Origin of the sequence: Variovorax sp. KBS0712, from assembly GCF_006323185.2 — a bacterium.
GTDB classification, from domain to species: Bacteria; Pseudomonadota; Gammaproteobacteria; order Burkholderiales; family Burkholderiaceae_C; genus Variovorax; species Variovorax boronicumulans.
The window spans coordinates 2,604,830-2,626,018 of the sequence record NZ_VCCD02000001.1 but is presented as its reverse complement, the minus strand read 5'-3'; the positions used below and the strand labels follow the sequence as shown (position 1 = coordinate 2,626,018).

General features: G+C 67.3%; 20 protein-coding genes. 12 read left to right on the top strand and 8 right to left on the bottom strand.

The genetic code is table 11. The features are described from left to right. Nucleotides 1–1,239, bottom strand: a complete 1,239-nt coding sequence (locus FFI97_RS12180; RefSeq protein WP_062470580.1) for a multidrug effflux MFS transporter — start codon at nt 1,237–1,239, stop codon at nt 1–3. Nucleotides 1,240–1,343: 104 nt separating this feature from the next. Then, entirely contained in the window at nt 1,344–3,548 is a 2,205-nt protein-coding gene (gene rpoD, locus FFI97_RS12175; protein ID WP_260684982.1) for an RNA polymerase sigma factor RpoD, read from the bottom strand. Here rpoD and FFI97_RS33935 point away from each other — a divergent pair. Then, nucleotides 3,541–3,822, top strand: coding sequence for a hypothetical protein (locus tag FFI97_RS33935; RefSeq protein WP_260684981.1), 282 nt, complete (start codon nt 3,541–3,543; stop codon nt 3,820–3,822). The genes rpoD and FFI97_RS33935 overlap by 8 nt on opposite strands. Before the next feature lie 181 nt (nt 3,823–4,003). Here FFI97_RS33935 and dnaG read toward each other — a convergent pair whose 3' ends face one another. Further along, nucleotides 4,004–6,031, bottom strand: coding sequence for a DNA primase (dnaG, locus tag FFI97_RS12170; RefSeq protein ID WP_139705421.1), 2,028 nt, complete (start codon nt 6,029–6,031; stop codon nt 4,004–4,006). A gap of 74 nt (nt 6,032–6,105) precedes the next feature. Between dnaG and FFI97_RS12165 the strand changes: the two genes are divergently transcribed. Further along, complete coding sequence (locus tag FFI97_RS12165) at nt 6,106–7,053, top strand: YihY/virulence factor BrkB family protein (RefSeq protein ID WP_139705423.1); 948 nt, start codon at nt 6,106–6,108, stop codon at nt 7,051–7,053. Here the strand turns inward: FFI97_RS12165 and FFI97_RS12160 are convergent. Next, nucleotides 7,001–7,759 (bottom strand): 3-hydroxyacyl-CoA dehydrogenase, encoded by a 759-nt coding sequence (locus FFI97_RS12160; protein WP_095950672.1) that lies wholly within the window; start codon nt 7,757–7,759, stop codon nt 7,001–7,003. The genes FFI97_RS12165 and FFI97_RS12160 overlap by 53 nt on opposite strands. Nucleotides 7,760–7,888: 129 nt before the next feature. Beyond that, nucleotides 7,889–8,440: a phasin family protein gene (locus tag FFI97_RS12155; protein ID WP_062470565.1), complete on the bottom strand. Its 552-nt coding sequence runs from the start codon at nt 8,438–8,440 to the stop codon at nt 7,889–7,891. 184 nt (nt 8,441–8,624) lie between these two features. Here FFI97_RS12155 and FFI97_RS12150 point away from each other — a divergent pair, with 184 nt between their 5' ends. Together FFI97_RS12150 and FFI97_RS12145 are read left to right on the top strand one after the other, a co-directional pair. Further along, the gene (locus FFI97_RS12150; protein WP_139705425.1) at nt 8,625–9,551 is read left to right on the top strand and encodes a histone deacetylase; all 927 of its coding nucleotides are present in this window, start codon (nt 8,625–8,627) and stop codon (nt 9,549–9,551) included. Continuing rightward, the gene (locus tag FFI97_RS12145) at nt 9,548–10,000 is read left to right on the top strand and encodes an acyl-CoA thioesterase (protein WP_139705427.1); all 453 of its coding nucleotides are present in this window, start codon (nt 9,548–9,550) and stop codon (nt 9,998–10,000) included. The genes FFI97_RS12150 and FFI97_RS12145 overlap by 4 nt, the downstream gene beginning before the upstream one ends. Nucleotides 10,001–10,064: 64 nt before the next feature. On the opposite strand, the gene FFI97_RS12140 is transcribed toward FFI97_RS12145, so the two are convergent. Further along, complete coding sequence (locus FFI97_RS12140) at nt 10,065–10,475, bottom strand: hypothetical protein (RefSeq protein WP_095950978.1); 411 nt, start codon at nt 10,473–10,475, stop codon at nt 10,065–10,067. 67 nt (nt 10,476–10,542) lie between these two features. Further along, nucleotides 10,543–10,776 (bottom strand): CsbD family protein, encoded by a 234-nt coding sequence (locus tag FFI97_RS12135; RefSeq protein WP_095950977.1) that lies wholly within the window; start codon nt 10,774–10,776, stop codon nt 10,543–10,545. 185 nt (nt 10,777–10,961) lie between these two features. On the opposite strand from FFI97_RS12135, the gene pncB reads away from it, so the two are divergent. The 8 genes from pncB (at nt 10,962) to FFI97_RS12095 (ending at nt 20,129) form a co-directional block, all read left to right on the top strand. After that, nucleotides 10,962–12,182, top strand: a complete 1,221-nt coding sequence (gene pncB, locus FFI97_RS12130; protein WP_070059637.1) for a nicotinate phosphoribosyltransferase — start codon at nt 10,962–10,964, stop codon at nt 12,180–12,182. 36 nt (nt 12,183–12,218) lie between these two features. Beyond that, a complete protein-coding gene (locus FFI97_RS12125) occupies nt 12,219–13,631 on the top strand; it encodes a sodium:proton antiporter (RefSeq protein ID WP_139705429.1) in 1,413 nt (470 codons plus the stop codon). 34 nt (nt 13,632–13,665) lie between these two features. Then, a complete protein-coding gene (locus FFI97_RS12120) occupies nt 13,666–14,655 on the top strand; it encodes a 2-hydroxyacid dehydrogenase (RefSeq protein WP_139705431.1) in 990 nt (329 codons plus the stop codon). A 41-nt stretch (nt 14,656–14,696) separates the two neighbouring features. Next, nucleotides 14,697–16,067, top strand: coding sequence for a DNA recombination protein RmuC (locus tag FFI97_RS12115; protein ID WP_139705444.1), 1,371 nt, complete (start codon nt 14,697–14,699; stop codon nt 16,065–16,067). Continuing rightward, nucleotides 16,064–17,227 carry an MFS transporter gene (locus FFI97_RS12110; RefSeq protein WP_062470542.1) on the top strand — a complete coding sequence of 388 codons (1,164 nt, stop codon included), beginning with the start codon at nt 16,064–16,066 and terminating at the stop codon, nt 17,225–17,227. Before FFI97_RS12115 ends, FFI97_RS12110 begins: the two co-directional genes overlap by 4 nt. 109 nt (nt 17,228–17,336) lie before the next feature. Continuing rightward, nucleotides 17,337–18,875 carry a DHA2 family efflux MFS transporter permease subunit gene (locus FFI97_RS12105; protein ID WP_144004439.1) on the top strand — a complete coding sequence of 513 codons (1,539 nt, stop codon included), beginning with the start codon at nt 17,337–17,339 and terminating at the stop codon, nt 18,873–18,875. An 82-nt stretch (nt 18,876–18,957) separates the two neighbouring features. After that, a complete protein-coding gene (locus FFI97_RS12100; RefSeq protein ID WP_139705435.1) occupies nt 18,958–19,404 on the top strand; it encodes a hypothetical protein in 447 nt (148 codons plus the stop codon). Between the two features lie 2 nt (nt 19,405–19,406). Continuing rightward, nucleotides 19,407–20,129 carry a TetR/AcrR family transcriptional regulator gene (locus FFI97_RS12095; RefSeq protein ID WP_144004438.1) on the top strand — a complete coding sequence of 241 codons (723 nt, stop codon included), beginning with the start codon at nt 19,407–19,409 and terminating at the stop codon, nt 20,127–20,129. Nucleotides 20,130–20,247: 118 nt separating this feature from the next. Here FFI97_RS12095 and FFI97_RS12090 read toward each other — a convergent pair whose 3' ends face one another. Next, nucleotides 20,248–21,111, bottom strand: a complete 864-nt coding sequence (locus FFI97_RS12090; protein ID WP_070059745.1) for a TIGR00730 family Rossman fold protein — start codon at nt 21,109–21,111, stop codon at nt 20,248–20,250. Between the last annotated feature and the right edge of the window lie 78 nt (nt 21,112–21,189).

The window sequence follows — 21,189 nt, the reverse complement described above, 5'->3', positions numbered from 1 at the left end:
TCAGGCTTCTTCGTGCGCCACCCGACGCCCGATGTCGGGCCAGCGGTGATGCAGCCAGACCCAGGCGACCAGCCCGATCGTGAGCATCAGCGCGGAGGTGAGGGCCAGTGCCAGCGTGGAGTGCATCACCAGCGGCGCCACCGCGCCGGCCACGACGCCGTTGGCGGTGGAGCCGATCACGGCCTGCAGCGACGAGGCCATGCCGCGGCGCTCGGGGTGCAGGTCGAGCACGAGCAGCGTGACCACCGGCACCATCAGCGCCCAGCCGAAGGCGAACACCGCCAGCGGCCACACGGCCCAGGCCACATGTGCCTGGAAGAAGATGTTGGCCACCACGTTGACCACCGAGGTGACCATCATGATCAGGAAGCCGTCGCGGATCTGCCGCTTGGGCGCGACCTTGCCGGCCATGCGGCCGCTGGCGCGCGCGCCGAGCATGATGCCGCCGATGGTCAGCAGGAAGAACCAGAAGAACTGCTGCGGCTGCAGCGCCAGGTGGTCGCCCAGGAACGCCGGCGCGGCCAGCACGTAGAGGAACATGCCGTTGAAGGGCACGCCGCTCGCGAAGGCCAGCAAGAGAAAGCGCGGGTCGGAGCACAGGTCGCGGTAGCCGCGCATCAGGTGGCGCACCTGGAAGGGCTGGCGGTGGTCCTTGTGCAGCGTCTCGGGCAGCAGCTTGTAGTTGGCGACGAACAGCACCACGCCCACGGCCACGAGGAACCAGAAAATCGAGTGCCAGCCCGCGTGCACGAACAGGAAGCCGCCCACGATGGGCGCGATGGCCGGCGCCACGCCGAAGTAGATCGTGACCTGGCTCATGACCCGCTGCGCCTCGGCCGGCGGGAACATGTCGCGGATGACGGCGCGCGACACCACGATGCCGGCGCCGGTCGACAGGCCCTGCAGGCCGCGGAACAGCACCAGCTGCGTGATGTTCTGCGACAGCGCGCAGCCCAGCGAGGCCAGCGTGAACACCGCCAGCCCCCACAGCACCACCGGCCGGCGGCCGAAGCTGTCCGACAGCGCGCCGTGGAACAGGTTCATGAAGGCAAAGCCGAACAGGTAGGCCGACAGCGTCTGCTGCATCTCGGCCGGCGTGGCGCCGATCGATTTCGCGATGCCCGAGAAGGCCGGGATGTAGGTGTCGATGGAGAAGGGCCCGAGCATGCCCAGCACGGCGAGCAGCACGGCAAGCGCCCAGCGCGGGGCCTGCCAGAGTTTGTCTGCGTCGGGATTCATGGAAAGGCGGCTCCGTTGTACTTGTAGTGTGTCGGTGGAAAAACGAGAACGCCCGCCGCCCGGGTGAGGGGCAAGGCGGGCGCTTGGGCTTCAGCGAACCTGGATTACAGGGTGTCGATGAAGCTGCGCAGCTTGTCGGAACGCGACGGGTGCTTCAGCTTGCGCAGCGCCTTGGCTTCGATCTGGCGGATGCGTTCGCGGGTCACGTCGAATTGCTTGCCGACTTCTTCCAGCGTGTGGTCCGTGCTCATCTCGATGCCGAAGCGCATGCGCAGCACCTTGGCTTCGCGCGGCGTGAGGGAGTCGAGGATGTCCTTGACCACGTCGCGCAGGCCCGCTTGCATGGCGGCTTCGATGGGGGCCGTGTTGCTGCTGTCCTCGATGAAGTCGCCCAGGTGCGAATCGTCGTCGTCGCCGATGGGGGTTTCCATCGAGATCGGCTCTTTCGCGATCTTCATGATCTTGCGGATCTTGTCTTCCGGGATCTCCATCTTCGCGGCCAGGATGCCGGCGTCGGGCTCGAAGCCGAACTCCTGCAGATGCTGGCGCGAGATGCGGTTCATCTTGTTGATCGTCTCGATCATGTGCACCGGGATGCGGATGGTGCGCGCCTGGTCGGCGATCGAGCGGGTGATCGCCTGGCGGATCCACCACGTGGCGTAGGTCGAGAACTTGTAGCCGCGACGGTATTCGAACTTGTCGACCGCCTTCATCAGGCCGATGTTGCCTTCCTGGATCAAGTCGAGGAACTGCAGGCCGCGGTTGGTGTACTTCTTGGCGATGGAGATCACGAGGCGCAGGTTGGCCTCGATCATTTCCTTCTTGGCATCGCGCGAGGACGATTCGCCCTCGTTCATGCGCTTGTTGATGTCCTTGAGCTCGGTCAGCGGCACCACCACGCGCGACTGGATGTCGGTGAGCTTTTGCTGCAGTTCCTGCACCGGCGGGATGTTGCGCGCGAGCACGGCGCTCCAGGGCTTGCCGGCCGCGGCCTGCTTCTCGACCCACTTGAGGTTCAGCAGGTTGGAGGCGATGCGGTTGCCGTTCTTGTCGAAGCCGCTGAAGTCGCGGATGAACTCGTCCTGCGGGAAGCCGCACTTGTCCACGATGATGCGGCGCAGTTCGCGTTCCTTCTTGCGCACGTCGTCCACCTGCGTGCGCACCAGGTCGCACAGCTTCTCGATGGTCTTGGCCGTGAAGCGGATGGTCATCAGCTCGTCGGACACGGCCTGCTGGGCCTTGGTGTACGCGGGCGTGCCGTAGCCTTCCTTCTCGTAGATCTTGTGGATCTTCTCGAACATCTCGGCGATGCGGTCGAAGCGCGAGAGGGCTTCGTTCTTGAGTTCTTCGAGCTTCTTGGTCAGGGCCTTGGAGCCGCCCTTGCCGTCGTCGTCGTCTTCTTCGTCGAATTCGTCGAAGTCTTCTTCGGCCACGTAGTCGTCGGCCTCGTTCGGGTTCGAGAAGCCGTCCACGATGGTCGAGATGACGACCTTGCCTTCACGGATCGTCGCGGCCATTTCGAGGATCGCGGCGATGGTGGCGGGGGAGGCCGAAATGGCTTCCATCATGGCCATCAGGCCGCCTTCGATGCGCTTGGCGATTTCGATTTCGCCTTCGCGCGTCAGCAGCTCGACCGTGCCCATTTCGCGCATGTACATGCGGACCGGGTCGGTGGTGCGGCCGAATTCGCTGTCCACCGTGGACAGGGCCGCTTCGGCTTCTTCCTCGGCTTCTTCCACCGTGGTGGCGGTGGGCGCGGTGTTGTTCAGCAGCAGGGTTTCGGCGTCGGGCGTCTGCTCGTACACCGCCACGCCCATGTCGTTGAGCATGGTGACCACGACTTCCATGGTCTCGGCGTCGACCAGCTTGTCGGGCAGGTGGTCGGAGATTTCGCCGTGCGTGAGGTAGCCGCGGGTCTTGCCCAGCGTGATCAGGGTCTTCAGGCGCGAGCGGCGCTTGGCCAGGTCTTCTTCGGAGAGCACGGTCTCGTCGAGGCCGAACTCCTTCATCAAGGCGCGTTCCTTCGCCTTGCTGATCTTCATGCGCAGCGGCTTGACCTTCTCTTCGGTGGTCGCGACGGCCGCGGGCTCGTCACCGGCCAGGTCTTCCTCGATGTCCGACAGGTCGATGTCGCTCTCGCCGGCTTCCTTGGCGGCCTTGGGCTTGCGCCCGCGCTTGGCGCCGGTGGCGGGCACGGCGGCAGCGCCGGCGGCCTTGGGCGGACGGCCAACTTTCTTGGCGGCGGGGGCAGCCGTGGCAGTGGCCGCGGCTTTCTTGGGATCGTCGAGAGAGGTCGATTTCGTGGGCACGGTTTTCACTTTCGTTGCGGCTGCCGTTTTGGACGCGGCGGCAGCCGTCTTGGTTGCCGGTTTGGCACCGGCTTTCAGCGGTTTCTCTGCTGCGGGCTTGGTGGCGACGCTTTTGACGTTTTTGGCAAGTGAAGGAGCAGGCTTCTTTGAACTGGGCATACGACCTCGTTACGACAAGAAAAGACAAGCGGGATCACAGGCGCGCTGTCACGCGGACAGCACCACCATGCCCGTGCACAGGCACGGACAAAACAATTGGGAAACGAGGAATTAATTCCTCACCAAGCAAGATGTCGGGCGAACATTTGGTGTGCAGTCCTTGCGGTTATTGACCCTTTCCGCCGGAATTTACCGTTGGAGTGCGTTGCGCTAGGGGTCGGCCCGGAGGTGCTGCTGTCGCTCTTGCCTAATTTCGCCAGTTGCGAAGCCCTACATTATAGCCTGTTGCGCAAATTTCAAGCAGTATCTGTCCCCGACGCGCGAATGCGGTCTCGCAATTCGAGCCGGCGGGCTTCCAGTGCCTTGTAGCGTTCCAGGGCTTTCGGGTCTTTTCCGACCGAAGCGATGGCCTCGCTCTGCTGGGCCTTGAGCCGGTCGTCGAGCATGAAGTCGAGCACGCTCCCCAACTCCTTGGCGGCCTCGGCCAGGTGCTGTTCTTCCTCGCCTTCGGGCACCGGCCCGGCCTCGGAAACGCTCATGAGGCGCTCGGCCAGCGGCGCGAAATCGAGCCCGCGCAGGCCTTCGCGCAGCGCCGCCCAGGGCTGCACGCCGTGTTCGTGCAGCTGGCTGTCCAGCCAGGTGAAGAGGGCGCCGTGCTCGCCCGGCAGGTCGCACAGCATCACATGCAACTCGTGCGACAGGGCCTCCCATTGCGCCATGTTCGACAGCACCAGCCGCACTGCCACGTCGGGCCGGCTCGGCGGCTTGCCGCGTCCGCGCAGGGGCTCGATGGGTTCCTCGAACTTGCCGCCCCAGCGCTTGCCCTTGGTGAACTTGCGCGGCTGGAACTTGGGTTTGCTCTCGTTTTCGTAGCGCGGGGGCTCGTAGTCCTGCGTCGGCGGCATGTCCGGGTAGTAGTCGCCGGGGTCGTTGCCGTAGCTGTCGGGTTCGCTGTGGCGTTGCGGGGCCTGCGACGGCGCACCGGCGCCCTTGCGGGGGCCGGGCGCGGCGGTGGCCCACAGGTCGGACAGCGCGGCGGCGTCGAGCTGGACCAGCGTGGCGATCTCGCTGAGCAGCTGTCGCTTGAGCGCGCCGTCGGGCATCGCGCTCCAGAGCGGGCGCACATTGCTCGTCATGTGGGCGCGGCCCTCGGCGGAGCTCAGGTCGCAGCCTTCGCGCGCGGCTTCGAGCATGAAGCGCGACAGCGGCGTGGCCTCGGCCACGAAGCCCGCGAAGGCCTCGGCGCCGTGCGCGCGGATGTAGCTGTCGGGGTCGTGCTCGGCCGGCAGGAACAGGAACTTGATGCTGCGCGTGTCGGTGGCGTAGGGCAGGGCGCCGTCGAGCGCCTTGCGCGCGGCGCGGCGGCCGGCGGCGTCGCCGTCGAAGCTGAACACCACCGATTCGGTGAAGCGGAAGAGCTTTTGCACATGCTCGGTGGTGCAGGCCGTGCCCAGCGTGGCCACCGCGTTCGGAAAGCCGAGCTGGGCCAGCGCCACCACGTCCATGTAGCCCTCGGTGACGAGCGCGTAGCCGCGGTCGCGGAAGGCGGCGCGCGCCTCGTACAGGCCATAGAGCTCGCGGCCCTTGCTGAAGACGGGCGTCTCGGGCGAGTTCAGGTACTTGGGTTTTTCGTCGCCGAGCACGCGCCCGCCGAAGCCGATGCACTCGCCCTTGACGTTGCGGATCGGAAACATCACGCGGTCGCGGAAGCGGTCGTAGCGCTTGGCCTCCTCGTCGCTGAGCTTGCCTTCCTCGTTGTTGACAATCACCAGCCCGCTCTCGGCGAGCAGCGGATCGTCGTAGTCGGGGAACACGCTGGCCAGCGCGCGCCAGCCGGCCGGCGCATAGCCGATGCCGAACTGCTTGGCGATCTCGCCCGACACGCCGCGGCCCTTGAGGTAGTCGATGGCGCCGGGCGCCTGGCGCAGCGCCTTGCGGTAGGCGTCGCCGGCCTTCTCGAGCACGTCGGTCAGCGTGGCCTGCTTCTGGCGCTGGCTGGCGGCGCGGGCGCGCTCGGCCGGCGAGACGTCGTCCTCGGGCACCTGCAGGCCGTACTGGCCGGCCAGGTCGTGCACCGCCTCGACGAAGCCCATGCCTGCATGTTCCATGAGGAAGCCGATGGCGTTGCCGTGCACGCCGCAACCGAAGCAGTGATAGAACTGCTTGGTCGGGCTGACCGAGAACGAGGGCGACTTCTCGCCGTGGAAGGGGCACAGCCCCATGAAATTGGCGCCGGCCTTCTTGAGCTGGACGTAGCGGCCGACGATTTCGACCACATCGGCGCGCGCGATGAGTTCCTGGATGAATGAAGCGGGGATGGTCATGGCTGCGGGGAGCGGCAAATCATACGCAAGCGCACGGGCGGCATACTGAACCCCGCCGCAAATCCACATCACGCATGAAGACGCCACTGCCTTTGCAACACGCCGCGCCGCTGCTGCGCCATCCGCTGCGCTTCGTCTGGGGCGCGCTCAAGGACTTTCGCGCCAACCAGGGCCTGCTGCTGGCGGGGGCGGTGGCGTACTACGCGCTGCTGTCGATCGTGCCGCTCTTGATCGTGAGCGTGATGGCGCTGTCGCACGTGATCGACCAGGCCGAGCTGCTGCGCACCATCGGGCGCTACCTCGAATGGCTGCTGCCGGGGCAGTCGAAAGCGATCGTGGCCGAGCTGTCGAGCTTCCTGGACCACCGCTCGGTGCTCGGGCCGGTGCTGCTGGTGACGATGATCTTCTTCAGTTCGCTGGCGTTCAGCGTGCTCGAAAGCGCGATGGCGGTGATCTTTCACCACCGCAAGGACGATCACAAGCGCCACTTCCTGGTGTCGGTGGCGATGCCGTACCTCTACATCCTGAGCCTGTGCGCGGGGCTGCTGCTGGTCACGCTGGTGTCGGGGGCGCTGCAGCTGGTGGGGCAGGAAAGCGTCGACCTGCTGGGGCGCAGCTGGTCGCTGTCGGGCATTTCGGGCCTGCTGCTGTACCTGCTGGGGCTGGGCGGCGAGATCTTCATGCTGACCTCGCTCTACCTCGTGATGCCGGCGGGGCGCATGTCGCTGCGGCATGCGCTGCTGGGCGGCGTCACGGCCGCGCTGCTGTGGGAGGCCACGCGGCGCGTGCTGATCTGGTATTTCTCGACGCTGTCGCAGGTGAACATCGTCTACGGCTCGCTCACCACGGCGATCGTGGTGTTGCTGAGCCTGGAAATCGCCGCCATGCTGGTGCTGATCGGGGCCCAGGTGATCGCGAACTACGAACGCCTGGACCGCACCGGCAGCACGAAACTGCCGGCGTCGGAGATCAGCGAGGGGCCAATCGAATCGCTCCGTCCAGACGAATCACCTCGCCGTTGAGCATGTCGTTCTCGATGATGTGCTTGGCCAGCTTGGCGTAGTCCTCGGGCGTGCCCAGGCGCGAGGGGAAGGGCACGCTGGCGGCCAGTGCGTCCTGCACTTCCTGCGGCATGCCGAACAGCATGGGCGTGCCGAAGATGCCGGGGGCGATGGTCATGTTGCGGATGCCGCTGCGCGCGAGGTCGCGGGCGATGGGCAGGGTCATGCCGACCACGCCGCCCTTCGAGGCGCTGTAGGCGGCCTGGCCGATCTGGCCGTCGTAGGCCGCGACCGAGGCGGTCGAGATCAGCACGCCGCGTTCGCCGGTGGCTTCGGGCTCGTTCTTGCCCATGGCGTCGGCCGCCAGGCGGATCATGTTGAAGCTGCCGATCAGGTTGACCGTGACGGTCTTGCTGAACACGGCCAGTGCGTGCGGGCCGTTCTTGCCCACGGTCTTTTCGGCCGGTGCGATGCCGGCGCAGTTGACCAGGCCCATCAGCTTGCCGAGCTTGACGGCGGCAGCCACCACGGCTTGGCCGTCGGCTTCCTGGCTCACGTCGCACTTGACGAACACGCCACCGATCTCGCGGGCGACGGCTTCGCCCTTGTCAGCCTGCATGTCGGCGATCACCACCTTGGCGCCGTTGGCGGCCAGCATGCGCGCCGTGCCTTCGCCGAGGCCCGAAGCGCCACCGGTCACGATAAAAACTTTGCCGTCGATCTGCATTGAGAGTCTCCTGAAATGAGATCCGCATTATCGAAGACGGCCGCCGGCCAAAAAAAAGGCCTCATCCGAAGATGAGGCCCTGAATTGGATCCGTGAGGACCCAAGGAGACAACTGGTGGTGGTCGGTGCTCAGCGCTTGCGCGAAGCGGTGGCCGTCTTGGCAGCGGCGACGGCTTGGGTCGACACGGCGTTGAAGTTGGCTTCGGCGACGTCCGACGCTTGCTTGACGGCCTTCTGGACCGATTCGAAAGCGTTGTTGGCGGCAGCCACGGCGCTCTTCAGCACGGCGACGGCGGTTTCCGAACCGGCGGGGGCGTTCTTGGAAGCGCTGTCGACGAGGCCGACGAAGGCTTGCTGGGCTTCAGCGGCCTTGGCTTCGAAAGCCTTCGAGAATTCGGCGCTGGTGCCTTGGGCGATGTCGTACAGGTGACGGCTGTAGGCAGCGGTCTTTTCGGCCAGGGGCTGGAACAGGCTGGCTTGCAGCGTCAGCAGCTCTTGGGCGTCCTTGACGCTCAGGGCAGCCTGGGCGGTGCTCTGGGCTTCGGTCAGGGCGGCCTTGGAAGCGGTCACGTTCAGTTCGACCAGCTTTTCGACGCCTTCGAAAGCCTTGGTGGTCAGGCCGAACAGGGTTTCGAGGTTGGCTTTTTGGGCGGCGAGGATTTGGTCAGCGGTCAGGGCCATTTGAGATCTCCAGAAAGGATGATGGGGTGGTCGATTCACGTTGCGCTGCGCCTCGTCGTCTATGTTGCGGTGCAGCATGGCCTCAAGTATAGGCAGCTGAACGCTGCGATCAAGGGGTTTTTGTTGCTGTGCAGCAATTTAGAAGCGGCCTTCTAAATCCGGCCTGCGCGGCCAGAATGCGGCCATGCGTGCTTTCTATTCCGGGCAGTTCGTCCTGCCCCTGCCGCCGGGCCACCGCTTTCCCATGTCGCGCTACGCGATGCTGCGCGATCGCCTGCAGGAGCAGCTGCCGGCCGTCGAGATGGACCCGGCCCCGCGCGCCACCGACGACGAGCTCGCGCTGGCCCACACCCCCGAATGGATCGCTGCCGTCAGCGAAGGCCGCGTGAGCCCGCAGGCCATGCGCGAGATCGGCTTTCCGTGGAGCGAGGCGATGGTCGAGCGCTCGCGCCGCTCCACCGGCGCCACCATCGCCGCCTGCCGGGCCGCCTTCGCGGGCGGCGTGTCGGCCAACATGGCGGGCGGCACGCACCACGCCTACGCCGACAAGGGCAGCGGCTTCTGCGTCTTCAACGACGCAGCGGTGGCGGCGCGGCTGATGCAGGTCGAGCAGGCCAGTGCGGGCCGGCTGCTCAGGGTGGCCATGATCGACCTCGACGTGCACCAGGGCAACGGCACCGCCCGCATCTTCCAGGGCGACCCGAGCGTGTTCACGCTGTCGGTGCACGGCCAGAAGAACTTCCCGTTCCGCAAGGAGGCGAGCGACCTCGACGTGGAGCTGCCCGACGGCTGCGGCGACACCGACTACCTGGCGGCGCTGGAGCACGCGCTCGACGAGCTCGACCGGCGCTTCTCACCCGGCCTCGTGATCTACCTGGCCGGCGCCGACCCCTTCGAGCGCGACCGGCTGGGCCGCCTCAAGCTGAGCTTCGACGGGCTGGAGGCGCGCGACCGCCGCGTGTTCGACTGGACCTGGCAGCGCCGCATCCCGACGGCCTTCGCGATGGCCGGCGGCTACGCCAGCGACATCGCCGAGACGGTGCAGGTGCAGCTGGGCACCTTCCGGGTGGCGCTCGATTACTGGCGCCGCTGGCAAAATGCCGCGCGATGAGCGCCCCGACCCCCACCCCCAAGCCCACGCCCCACACCCGCAGCGCCTACCGGGCGTTTCGCAGCATCCCGACGCGCTGGGCCGACAACGACATGTACGGCCACGTCAACAACGTCGTCTACTACAGCTGGTTCGACACCGCGGTGAATGCGCTGCTCATCGAGCGCGGCGCGCTCGACATCCATGGCGGCCAGACCATCGGCTTCGTGGTCGAGACGCAGTGCAACTACTTCGCGCCGGTGGCCTTCCCGCAGACGGTGGAGGCGGGCATCCGCGTGGCGCAGGCGGGCCGATCGAGCGTGCGCTACGAGATCGCGCTGTTCGCCGAGGGCGCCGACACCGCGGCCGCGCAGGGGCACTTCGTGCATGTGTACGTCGACCGTACGACGCAGCGGCCGGTGCCGCTGCCCGAGGCGCTGCAGCAGGTGGTCGATTCGCTGCGCGCCTGAGCGCCCGCCCATGAAAAACGGCGCCCGCAGGCGCCGTTCGTGGGTGAGTGGGGTGTGACCCCGCTTACATCGTCTTCTTCATGGCCTTGATGTCGGCCTTGCCCTGGGCTTCATCGGCCTTGGCCTGCTTCACGCAAGCGTCCTTGGCCGCGCCATTCTGGTCGTCGCACTTTTCCTTCGCGACTTCATAGGCAGCCTTCACCTTTTCTTCGGCCACCTTGCGGGCATGGCTGTCGCTCGGCTGGTACTGCTGCTCCAGCTCGGCCTTGGCCACTTCTTCCTTGCCCTTGGCTTCCTTCTGGCAGACGTCCTTGGCGTTGTCCTTCATCGTGTCGCACTGGGCCTTGGCGACCTTGTAGTCGGCCTCGACCTTTTCCTTGGCGACCTTGTATTCGTCCTTGGTCATCGCACCGGCCTGGCCGGCGACGAAGAAGGTGGAGGCGAGGGCGAGCATGACGAGGTGTTGTTTTTTCATGGTGTGTGTCCTTTGCGGTGAATGACAGGGAAAGAGAAGAAAAGGGCGCAGGGCGCTTGCTTCTTTCTCAGTTCTTCTCAAACCAGAGTGCGTCCGGCGAGCGGCCGTCGCGAGATTCCCAGTCCTTGACCTGCTTTTCGGCCTCGTCGCGGCTGATGCCGTGACGTTCCTGGATGCGACCCAGCAGCTGGTCGCGCTTGCCGGCGATGACGTCGAAGTCGTCGTCGGTCAGCTTGCCCCATTGCTCCTTGATCTTGCCCTTGAGCTGCTTCCAGTTGCCTTCGATGGTGTCCTTGTTCATGCGAATCTCCTTGAGAAAGAGTGATGACCCGGCGGAACATGCCGCCGCCGTGAAACCAATGTCGCGTGGGTGATTCCCCCTGCCGGTAGGACGTGCAGGCCGGCCCTCGTAGGCACAGGCCGACGCAGGCCGTGATAATGGAACGGACGCCGACGACAGAGACCCGAGACACCGCGCACCGCACCATGATCATTCACAGCCTGCTCGACACCGACCTCTACAAGTTCACGATGATGCAGGTGGTCCTGCACCACTTTCCGGGGGCGCGGGTCGAGTACCGCTTCAAGTGCCGCAACCCGGGCGTCAACCTCGCGCAGTTCGCGGGACAGATCCGCGACGAGATCCGCAGCCTGTGCTCGCTGCAGTTCCGCGACGCCGAACTCGCCTACCTGCGCTCGATGCGCTTCATCAAGAGCGACTTCGTCGACTTCCTGGGCCTGTTCCGGCTCAACGAGAAGTACATCAACGTCATTCCCCAGCCCTCGGGCGAACTCGAGATCCGCATCAAGGGGCCGTGGCTGCACACCATCCTGTTCGAGATCCCGGTGCTGGCCATCGTGAACGAGGTCTACTTTCGCAACACGCAGAAGAACCCCGACTTCGAGGAAGGCCGCCGCCGCCTCGACCTCAAGATCAGCCAGCTGCAGGAGGCCGGCCTGGGCGACCTCAAGATCGCCGACTACGGCACGCGCCGCCGCTTCTCGAAGGACTGGCACGAGGAAGTGCTGCGCACGCTGACCCAGCGGCTCGGCGCCGTGGCCTCGCCGCCGGCCAAGTCGCCCGCGGGCGAACGGCTGCCGCAGCTGGCGGGCACCAGCAACGTGCTGTACGCCATGAAGCTGGGGCTCATTCCGCTGGGCACCATGGCGCACGAGTACCTGCAGGCCTGCCAGGCGCTGGGCCCGCGCCTGCGCGACAGCCAGATCTTCGGCTTCGAGAGCTGGGCCCGCGAATACCGCGGCGACCTGGGCATCGCGCTGTCCGACGTGTACGGCATGAGCGCCTTCCTGCGCGACTTCGACCTGTACTTCTGCAAGCTCTTCGACGGCGCCCGCCACGACAGCGGCGACCCGTTCCAGTGGGGCGAGCGCATGCTGGCGCACTACCACGCGAACCGGGTCGATCCGCTCACCAAGACGCTGATCTTCAGCGACGGCCTCACGGTGCCGCGCACCATCGAGCTGTACCAGCAGTTCCGCGGGCGCTGCCTGCTGGCCTTCGGCATCGGCACCAACCTCACCAACGACCTGGGCTACGAGCCGCTGCAGATCGTCATCAAGATGATCCAGTGCAACGACCAGCCGGTGGCCAAGCTGTCGGACACGCCGTCCAAGAACATGTGCGAGGACGAGAAGTACCTGGCCTACCTGCGCCAGGTGTTCGAGATCGAACAACCCCCCGTTTGAAGGCTGTACTGACCTGTCTGGTACGGTACAGCCCCCATGAAGAAAACGATCCGACTGACGGCAGCCGCGGCGCTGCCGATGCTCTTTCCCGCCCTGGCCTTCGCCGCCGATTTCGACGGTGCCGCGCTCTCGCCGCTGTGGGGCGTGCCGTTCGCCGGCATCCTGCTGTCGATCGCGTTGCTGCCGCTGGCCACGCCCTCGTTCTGGCACCACCACTACGGCAAGATTTCCGCCGTCTGGGCGCTGGCCTTCCTGCTGCCCTTTGCCGCGACCTACGGCGCGGGGCTGGCGGGCGTGCAGCTGGTGCATGCGCTGGTGGCCGAGTACATCCCGTTCATCATCCTGCTCACGGCGCTGTTCACCGTGGCGGGGGGCATCCACATCCGCGGCAACCTGCACGGCACGCCGGGGCTCAACACGGCGATCCTGGCCATCGGCGCGGTGCTCGCGAGCTTCATGGGGACCACGGGCGCCTCGATGCTGCTGATCCGGCCGCTGATCCGGGCCAACGACAACCGGCAGCGCAAGGTGCACGTGATCGTGTTCTTCATCTTCATCGTGTCGAACGCGGGCGGCTCGCTCACGCCGCTGGGCGATCCGCCGCTGTTCCTCGGCTTCCTCAAGGGCGTGGGCTTCTTCTGGACCGCGCAGCACATCCTGCCCGAGACGATCTTCATCCTGGCCGTGCTGCTGGCGCTGTTCTATGCCATCGACCGCCACTTCTATCGCAAGGACGGCGTGCTGCCCGTCGACCCGACGCCCGACACCCCGCGCCTGGGCTTCGACGGCGCGGCCAACTTCTGGCTCTTGGGCGGCATCGTCGCGCTGGTGCTGCTGAGCGGCTTCTGGAAATCGCCCGTCGTGTTCGACGTGTTCGGCACCGAGGTCGGCCTGCCGGGCCTGGTGCGCGACGTGGGGCTGGCGCTGATCGCCATCGTCTCGTACAAGCTCACGGCGCCCAAGGTGCACGCCGACAACCAGTTCGAGTGGGGTCCGATGGCCGAGGTGGCCAAGCTCTTCGCCGGCATCTTCCTGACCATCATCCCGGTGATCGCCATGCTCAAGGCCGGCACGCAGGGCCCGTTCGGCGCCATCGTGGCGGCCGTGACGCGCGCCGACGGTCAGCCCGACCCGGCCATGTACTTCTGGGCCACCGGCATCCTGAGCTCGTTCCTGGACAACGCGCCGACCTACCTCGTGTTCTTCAACACGGCGGGCGGCGACCCGGCGGCGCTCATGACCACCTATGCCAGCACGCTGGCCGCCATCTCGGCGGGCGCCGTGTTCATGGGCGCCAACACCTACATCGGCAACGCGCCGAACCTGATGGTCAAGGCCATCGCCGAAAGCCGCGGCGTGCGCATGCCCAGCTTCTTCGGCTACATGGCGTGGTCGGGGGCGATCCTGGTCCCGCTGTTCGTCCTGTGCACCTTCATCTTCTTCCGTTGATCCTTCCAGCCCTTCAAAGAAAGAGACACGTTCCATGAGCAGCAAGCCCAAGATCCTGGTCGCGCGCGCGGTGTTCCCCGAAACCCTCGCGCGCCTGGCGCAGCATTTCGAGGTCGAGTCGAACCAGGCCGACGAGACCTGGAGCAAGGACCAGCTGATCGCGAAGCTGCAAGGCAAGCAGGGCGCCTTCACCACCGGCAGCGAGCGCATCGATGCCGCCGTGCTCGACGCCTGCCCCGAGCTGAAGATCTGCGCCAACATGGCCGTGGGCTACAACAACTTCGACGTCGACGCCATGGCCGCGCGCGGCGTGCTGGGCACCAACGCGCCCGACGTGCTGACCGAGACCACGGCCGACTTCGGCTTCGCGCTGCTCATGGCCACCGCGCGCCGCATCACCGAGAGCGAACACTTCCTGCGCGCCGGCAAGTGGGAAAAGTGGAGCTACGACATGTTCGCCGGCTCCGACATCCACGGCTCGACGCTGGGCATCATCGGCATGGGCCGCATCGGGCAGGGCATTGCCAGGCGCGGTGCGCACGGCTTCGGCATGAACGTGATCTATCACAACCGTTCGCGCCTCGATGCCGCGCTCGAAGCCGAGTGCAAGGCCCGCTACGTCGGCAAGGACGAGCTGCTCAAGACCGCCGACCACGTCGTGCTGGTCGTGCCGTACTCGCCGGCCTCGCACCACACCATCGGCGCGGCCGAGATCGCGCTCATGAAGCCGACCGCCACGCTGGTCAACATCGCGCGCGGCGGCATCGTCGACGACGCGGCGCTGGCCGTGGCGCTGCGCGAGAAGCGCATCGCCGCCGCCGGCCTCGACGTGTTCGAGGGTGAGCCCAAGGTCCACCCCGACCTGCTCACCGTGCCCAACGTGGTGCTCACGCCGCACATCGCGAGCGCCACCGTGCCCACGCGCCGCGCCATGGCCGACCTGGCGGCCGACAACCTCATTGCCTGGGGCAGTGGCAAGGGTCCGCTGACACCGGTCACGCCGGTGCCATCGGCCACGAAATAGTCCAACCTGACAGCGAGCGCGACACGCCCCCCACCTTGGAACTGACGGATCTGATTCTTCTCGCACTGGCCGCATTCGCCGTGGTGCAGCTGGTGCTGGTCATCTGGCTGCTGGCCCGCCGGCCACCCCCACCTGATCACAGCGAAATGCTGGGCGTGCTCGCCGCCATGGGCCGCGCCAACGAACGCACCGAGCGCGAGCTGCGCCACGAGATCGGCGAAAGCTCGCGCGGTGCACGCCAGGAAACCGCGCAGGCCTTCGCCACCTTCCAGCAGTCGCTGGTGCAGCAGGGCGCAGAGGCCACGCGCACGCAGAACGCGCAGCTCGACGCCTTCGCGCTGCAGCTCGCGTCGCTGCAGAAGACCCTGGCTGACACGCTGAACACCCAGCTGCAGGGTCTGAGCGAATCGAACGCGCGCCGCCTTTCCGAGGTGCGCACGACCATGGAAACCCAGCTGGCCCAGCTGCAGCAGAGCAACACCGCCAAGCTCGACGAGATGCGCAAGACCGTCGACGAGAAACTGCAGAGCACGCTCGAGGCGCGCCTGGGCGAAAGCTTCAAGCAGGTGGCCGACCGGCTCGAGCAGGTGCACAAGGGCCTGGGCGAGATGCAGACGCTGGCCGTCGGCGTCGGCAGCCTGCAGCGCGTGCTGACCAACGTGAAGACGCGCGGCGTGTTCGGCGAGGTGCAGCTCGAGGCGCTGCTCGAGCAGGTGCTCACGCCCGAGCAGTACGCGCGCCAGGTCGAGACCAAGCCGCGCAGCGGCCAGCGTGTCGACTTCGCGATCCGCTTTCCGGGGCGCGGCGACGACGGCGCGCCGGTGTGGCTGCCGATCGACGCCAAGTTTCCGCGCGACGACTACGAGCGCCTCATCGACGCCCACGAGCGCGCCGATGCCGCCGGTGCCGAGGCCGCGGCCAAGGCGCTCGAGACGCGCATCCGTGTCGAGGCCAAGTCGATCGCCGAGAACTACCTGGCGGCGCCGCACACCACCGACTTCGCGATCCTGTTCCTGCCGGTCGAAAGCCTCTACGCCGAGGTGCTGCGCCGCCCCGGCCTGATGGACGCGATCCAGCGCCAGCACCGCGTGACGCTGGCCGGCCCGACCACCTTGCTCGCCATGCTCAACAGCCTGCACATGGGCTTTCGCACGCTGGCGCTGGAGCGCCAGGCCTCCGAGGTCTGGAAGGTGCTGGGCGCGGTCAAGACCGAGTTCGAGCGCTACGGCGAATGGGTGGCGCGCATCAAGGAGCAGGTGGCCAAGGCCTCCGACACCATCGACAAGGCCGACACGCGTGCCAAGCAGATGCGTCTGGCGCTGCGCAAGGTCGAGGCCTTGCCCGAGGCGCAATCGCAGGCGCTGCTGCCGCCCACGGCCGACACTGACAGCGAGGCCGACGACACCCCGTGAAAGGTTCTGAACTGCTGCGCGTCATCGTGGCGCAGGTCTGTTTGCACGCCACGATGGCGGGCATGCGGCTCGCCACACCGCTGCTCGCGCTGCAGCAAGGCTACAGCGCAGCGGCCGTCGGCTTGCTGATCGCGCTGTTCGCGCTGACCCAGGTGTTTCTGGCGTTGCCGGCCGGGCGCTTCGCCGACCGGCACGGGCTCAAGCGGCCGCTGTGGCTGTCGGTGATCGCGGCGTCGGGCGGGGCAGGGCTGGCGCTGATTTTTCCGGTGTTTCCGGTCATGTGCATCGCCGCGCTGCTGACCGGCGGCGCCACCGGCGCGACCGTCATCGCGCTGCAGCGGCACGTGGGGCGCTCGGCCACCGACCCGACGCAGCTCAAGCGCGTGTTCAGCTGGCTGGCCATCGCGCCCGCCGCGGCGAACTTCGTCGGGCCCTTCCTGGCCGGCATGCTGATCGACCACGCCGGCCGCGCGCCGGCCGACCTGCTGGCCTTTCGCATCTGCTTCGCCGTGATGGCCTTTTTGCCGCTGCTGTGCTGGTTGCTGGCACGCGGCGCGCACGAGCCGCCGCGGGTGGCGCCGGTGCCGGGCGCCGCGCCCACGCGGGCCTGGGACCTGCTGCGCGAGCCGATGTTCCGCCGCCTGCTGTTCGTGAACTGGCTGCAGTCGTCGAGCTGGGACGTGCACGCCTTCGTGCTGCCGGTGCTGGGCCACGACCGGGGCATCAGCGCCTCGGTGATCGGCTCCATCCTCGGCGCCTTCGCGATCGCCGCGGCGGTCATCCGCGTGGTGCTGCCGCTGATCGCGTCGCGTGCGTCGGAGCGCAGCGTGATCCTGAGCTCGACCGTCGTCACTGCGGCCGTGTTCGCCATCTACCCGCTGCTGAATTCACCGTGGACCATGGGCATCTGCTCCGTGGTGCTGGGCTTCGCGCTCGGCGCGGTGCAACCGATGGTGATGAGCATGCTGCACCAGATCACGCCGCACGCGCGGCATGGCGAGGCACTCGGGCTGCGGCTCATGACCATCAACGCATCGAGCGTCGCGATGCCGATGCTGTTCGGCTCGCTCGGCGCGCTGATCGGCATTGCCGGCGTGTTCTGGGTGGTGGGCGGGGTGCTGGCGCTGGGCGCCAAGGCGACCTGGGGATTGAAGCTGTGACGGCGGTTTGAATTCCACGTTGCAAATAACAGTAATTCTCATTTGATTGACAGAATACTGACTCGAAGTCAGTATCGGCGCCTTCTTTCTTCCTGACCCGAAGGCGTCCATGGACTCCCATTCCCCGTCGGCCGCGGCCGACCCGCGCCGCCGCCTGGCCCTGGTGGCGGCGGTCTACCTCGGCAGCTTCATCGCCACGCTCGACGTGAGCATCGTCAACGTGGCGCTGCCCACGCTGCAGCGCGCGCTCGCCACCGACCTGGCCGGGCTGCAGTGGGTGATCGACATCTATGTGCTGTGCCTGTCGGCCTTCATGCTGTCGGCCGGCCCGATCGGCGACCGCTACGGCCGCAAGCGCGCTTGGCTCGCCGGCGTGGTGGTCTTCACCGTGGGCTCGGCGATGTGCGCGATGGCGTCGGGCCTGCCGATGCTGCTCGCGGGCCGCGCGGTGCAGGGCGTGGCGGGCGCGCTGATGATTCCGGGCGCGCTGTCGCTGCTGGCGCATGCCTTTCCCGAGCCGGCCAGCCGCGCGCGGGTGATCGGCGGCTGGTCGTCGTTCACGGCGCTGTCGCTGATCCTCGGGCCGATGCTCGGCGGCCTGCTGGTGGACCACGCGGGCTGGCAGAGCATCTTCCTCATCAACCTGCCGATCGGCGTGCTGACCGTGGCGCTGGGCATGTGGGGCCTGCGCGAGTCCTCGCACCCCGAGCATGCGGCGCTCGACCCGGCGGGGCAGGTGCTCAGCGTGCTCTGGCTGGGCGCGTTGACCTACGGGCTGATCGCTGCGGGCGAACACGGCTGGGGCTCGCGCCACGCGGTGATCGCACTCGTCGCGGCGGGTGTCGGGCTGGCGCTGTTCCTGGCCGTGGAGGCGCGCGTGGAACGGCCGCTGCTGCCGCTCGCGCTGTTCCGCGACGCGCGCTTTTCGGTCACCAACTTCGCCTCGTTCGTGCTGGGCTTTTCGACCTACGCCAGCCTGTTCTTCTTCTCGCTGTTCCTGCAGCAGGTGCAGGGCTGGTCGGCCAGCGAGACCGGCTGGCGGCTGGTGCCGCAGTTCGTGGCGACCGGCCTCGTGGCCTCGCAGTTCGGCCGGCTGGCGCGCCGCTTCGAGGTGCACACGCTGATGGTCGCGGGCTACGGACTGATCGGCGTGGCGATGCTGCTGCTGACGCTGTTCTCGGCCGACACGCCCTACCTGCCGCTGGCGCTGCTCTTCGTGGCATTGGGTGCGGGCGCGGGCCTGGCCGTGCCGGCCACGAGCACGGCGGTGATGGCCTCGGTGCCCGCGCAGCGCTCGGGCATGGCCTCGGCCACCATGAATGCGCTGCGCCAGGGCGGCATGCTGATCGGCATCGCGCTGCTCGGCACGCTGATGCGCACGCGTGCCACCGCGCTGATGACCGAGTCGCTCGCGCGTGCCGGCGTGGCCGATGCACCGCAGGCCGCCGTGGCGGCGGTGTCCCGCCACGACCTCGGCGCGCTGGCCGTGCTCGACGCCGGTGTGGCGCAGCGGCTCCTGAGCGATGCGCTCGCGGGCGGCTTCCACGCCGCGATGGCCTGTGCCGGCGTGGCCGGCCTGGTGGCGGCGGGGCTGCTGCTGCGCGTCAGGCCGCGGGCCGCCGCGCTTGCAGCCGCCACGCGCGCCTGAGCCGTTCGCCATGCCCGCCGTCCGCATTCCTTTCCTGCGCCGCAGTGCCCGGCGCCTTCCGGTTGTCTACAAGGAGTCTTTCATGATCCGTCACGAACTCAGTCAATGGCCGCTGGTCATCAGCGTGTCCGCAGGCCTGCAGACGCTGGAAAGCCTGCAGGCCTTCACCGAGGACTGGAACCGCTGGCTCGACCGCGGCGAGCCCTTTGTCTCGCTGCGCGTGTTCGCGGACGCCGACGCGCTGGTGCATCCCGAGGGCAGCGCCCAGAGTGCGAAGCAGTGGCTGCAGGCGCGCGGCGCCGACATCCGCCGCCATATGATGGGCATGGCGAGCGTGGTGCCCGCCGACCAGTTCGAGAAGATCAGCAAGATGAACGTCGAAAAACTCTTCGGCATTCCCGCGAGCACCTTCGCCCGCACCGACGAGGCCCTGGCCTGGCTGCGCGAGCGCGTGCTGGCCCCGCGCGGCCTGCGTCTGGATGCCGCGGCGGTGCACGCCGCCATCGACACGGCACGCGCCGGTACCTGAGCATGACAAGCAGCAGCCCCGACGATGCTCCCGCCACCGCCACCGCCACCGCCACCGCCACCGCCACCGCCACCGCCACCGCCACCGCCACCGCCACCGCCACCGCCACCGCCGCGCGCCGTCGCACCAAGGCGCCGCAGACCCGCGCCGTCGCGCTGATGGACGCCGCCGAGCAGCTGTTCATCGCCAAGGGCATTGCCGCCACCAGCATCGACGACATCGCCGCCGGCGCGCAGGTGGCCAAGGGCACCTTCTACCTGTACTTTCCGTCGAAGGAGGCGCTGCTCGGCGCGCTGCAGCAACGCTTCGTCGACACCTTCTGCGCCCGCCTGCAGGAGGCGATGGACCGCCACGCGCCGGGCAAGTACCGGGCGCGGCTCAAGGCCTGGGTGGAAGCGGGGCTGGAGACCTACCTGGACAACGTCGCGTTGCACGACGTGGTGTTCCACGAGTACCGGCCCGAGGACCGCCGCATGCGCAACGACAACGTCGTCATCACGCAGCTGGTCACCCTGCTGAAGCAGGGCGACGCCGCGGGCGTGTGGGAAGTCGAGGACGCAACGCTGACGGCCGTGATCCTCTTCAATGCGCTGCACGGCGTGGCCGACGATGCCGTGGCCATGGGGCCACACGCGAACCCCGTGGCCGACCGCCGCCGCCGCGCCCGCGCGCTCACGCGCTTCTTCGAGCAGGCCCTGCGGCCCGACGACAGCGACGACGCCTGAAAGGGGTTTGCGGTTTTTTCGTGGAACACCGCGGAACCGGCTTTGCCGGGCCGCAGGTGTTGCCCCCGGTAGGGGGTTGGAGAAGCGACACGAAGTGCGCGTAGCCTGGGGGCGAGCTCTACAGCTTGTAGAAACGCTTGATGGCGTCCCACGCGTCTTCGGGCGCGTCGACGTATTCGAAGAGCTTCACGTCGCCGGGCGAGATCACGCCTTCGTCGACCAGGAAGTCGAAGTCGATCAGCTTCTTCCAGTAGTCCGAGCCGAAGAGCACGATCGGCACCGGCTTCGACTTCTTGGTCTGCACCAGCGTGATCACCTCGAACAGCTCGTCGAGCGTGCCGAAGCCGCCCGGGAACGCCACCAGCGCTTTCGCACGCATCATGAAATGCATCTTGCGGATCGCGAAGTAGTGGAACTTGAAGCTCAGCGCCGGCGTGACGTAGGGGTTGGCTTCTTCTTCCATCGGCAGCGCGATGGCCAGGCCGACCGAGAGGCCGCCGGCTTCGTGCGCGCCGCGGTTGGCCGCCTGCATGATGCCCGGGCCGCCGCCGGTGCACACGAAGAGCTTGTCCTGCGGCTCCTTCTTCTCGCTGTACTGGGCGACCAGCTTGCCGAAGGTGCGCGCCTTCTCGTAGTAGTGCGAGTTGCGCGAGAGTCGGCGCCAGCGCTCGGCCAGGGCCGTGTCGCCGGCCGCCTCGGCCTGCGCGACCAGCGCGGCGGCTTCGTCTTCGCTGCGGAAACGCGCGCTGCCGAAGACCACCACCGTGTTCTCGATGCCGTGGGCGCGCTGCTCCAGGTCGGGCTTCATCAGCTCGAGCTGCATGCGGATGCCGCGCGTTTCGCGGCGCAGCAGGAATTCGGGGTCGGCAAAGGCCAGGCGCGAAGGATCGGGATCGAGGGGCAGGCCCCGGTCGGAATGGGACTGCAGCGTGGCCCAGGCATCGGCCAGGCGCTTGTCGTGAATGTTGTGCGTGTTGTTCATGAAACGGTCGTCGAACGGAATTGGCTTGGCATTGTGCGCCGATGCAACCCGCGTGCCCGCCAACGAAAAAGGCTCCTT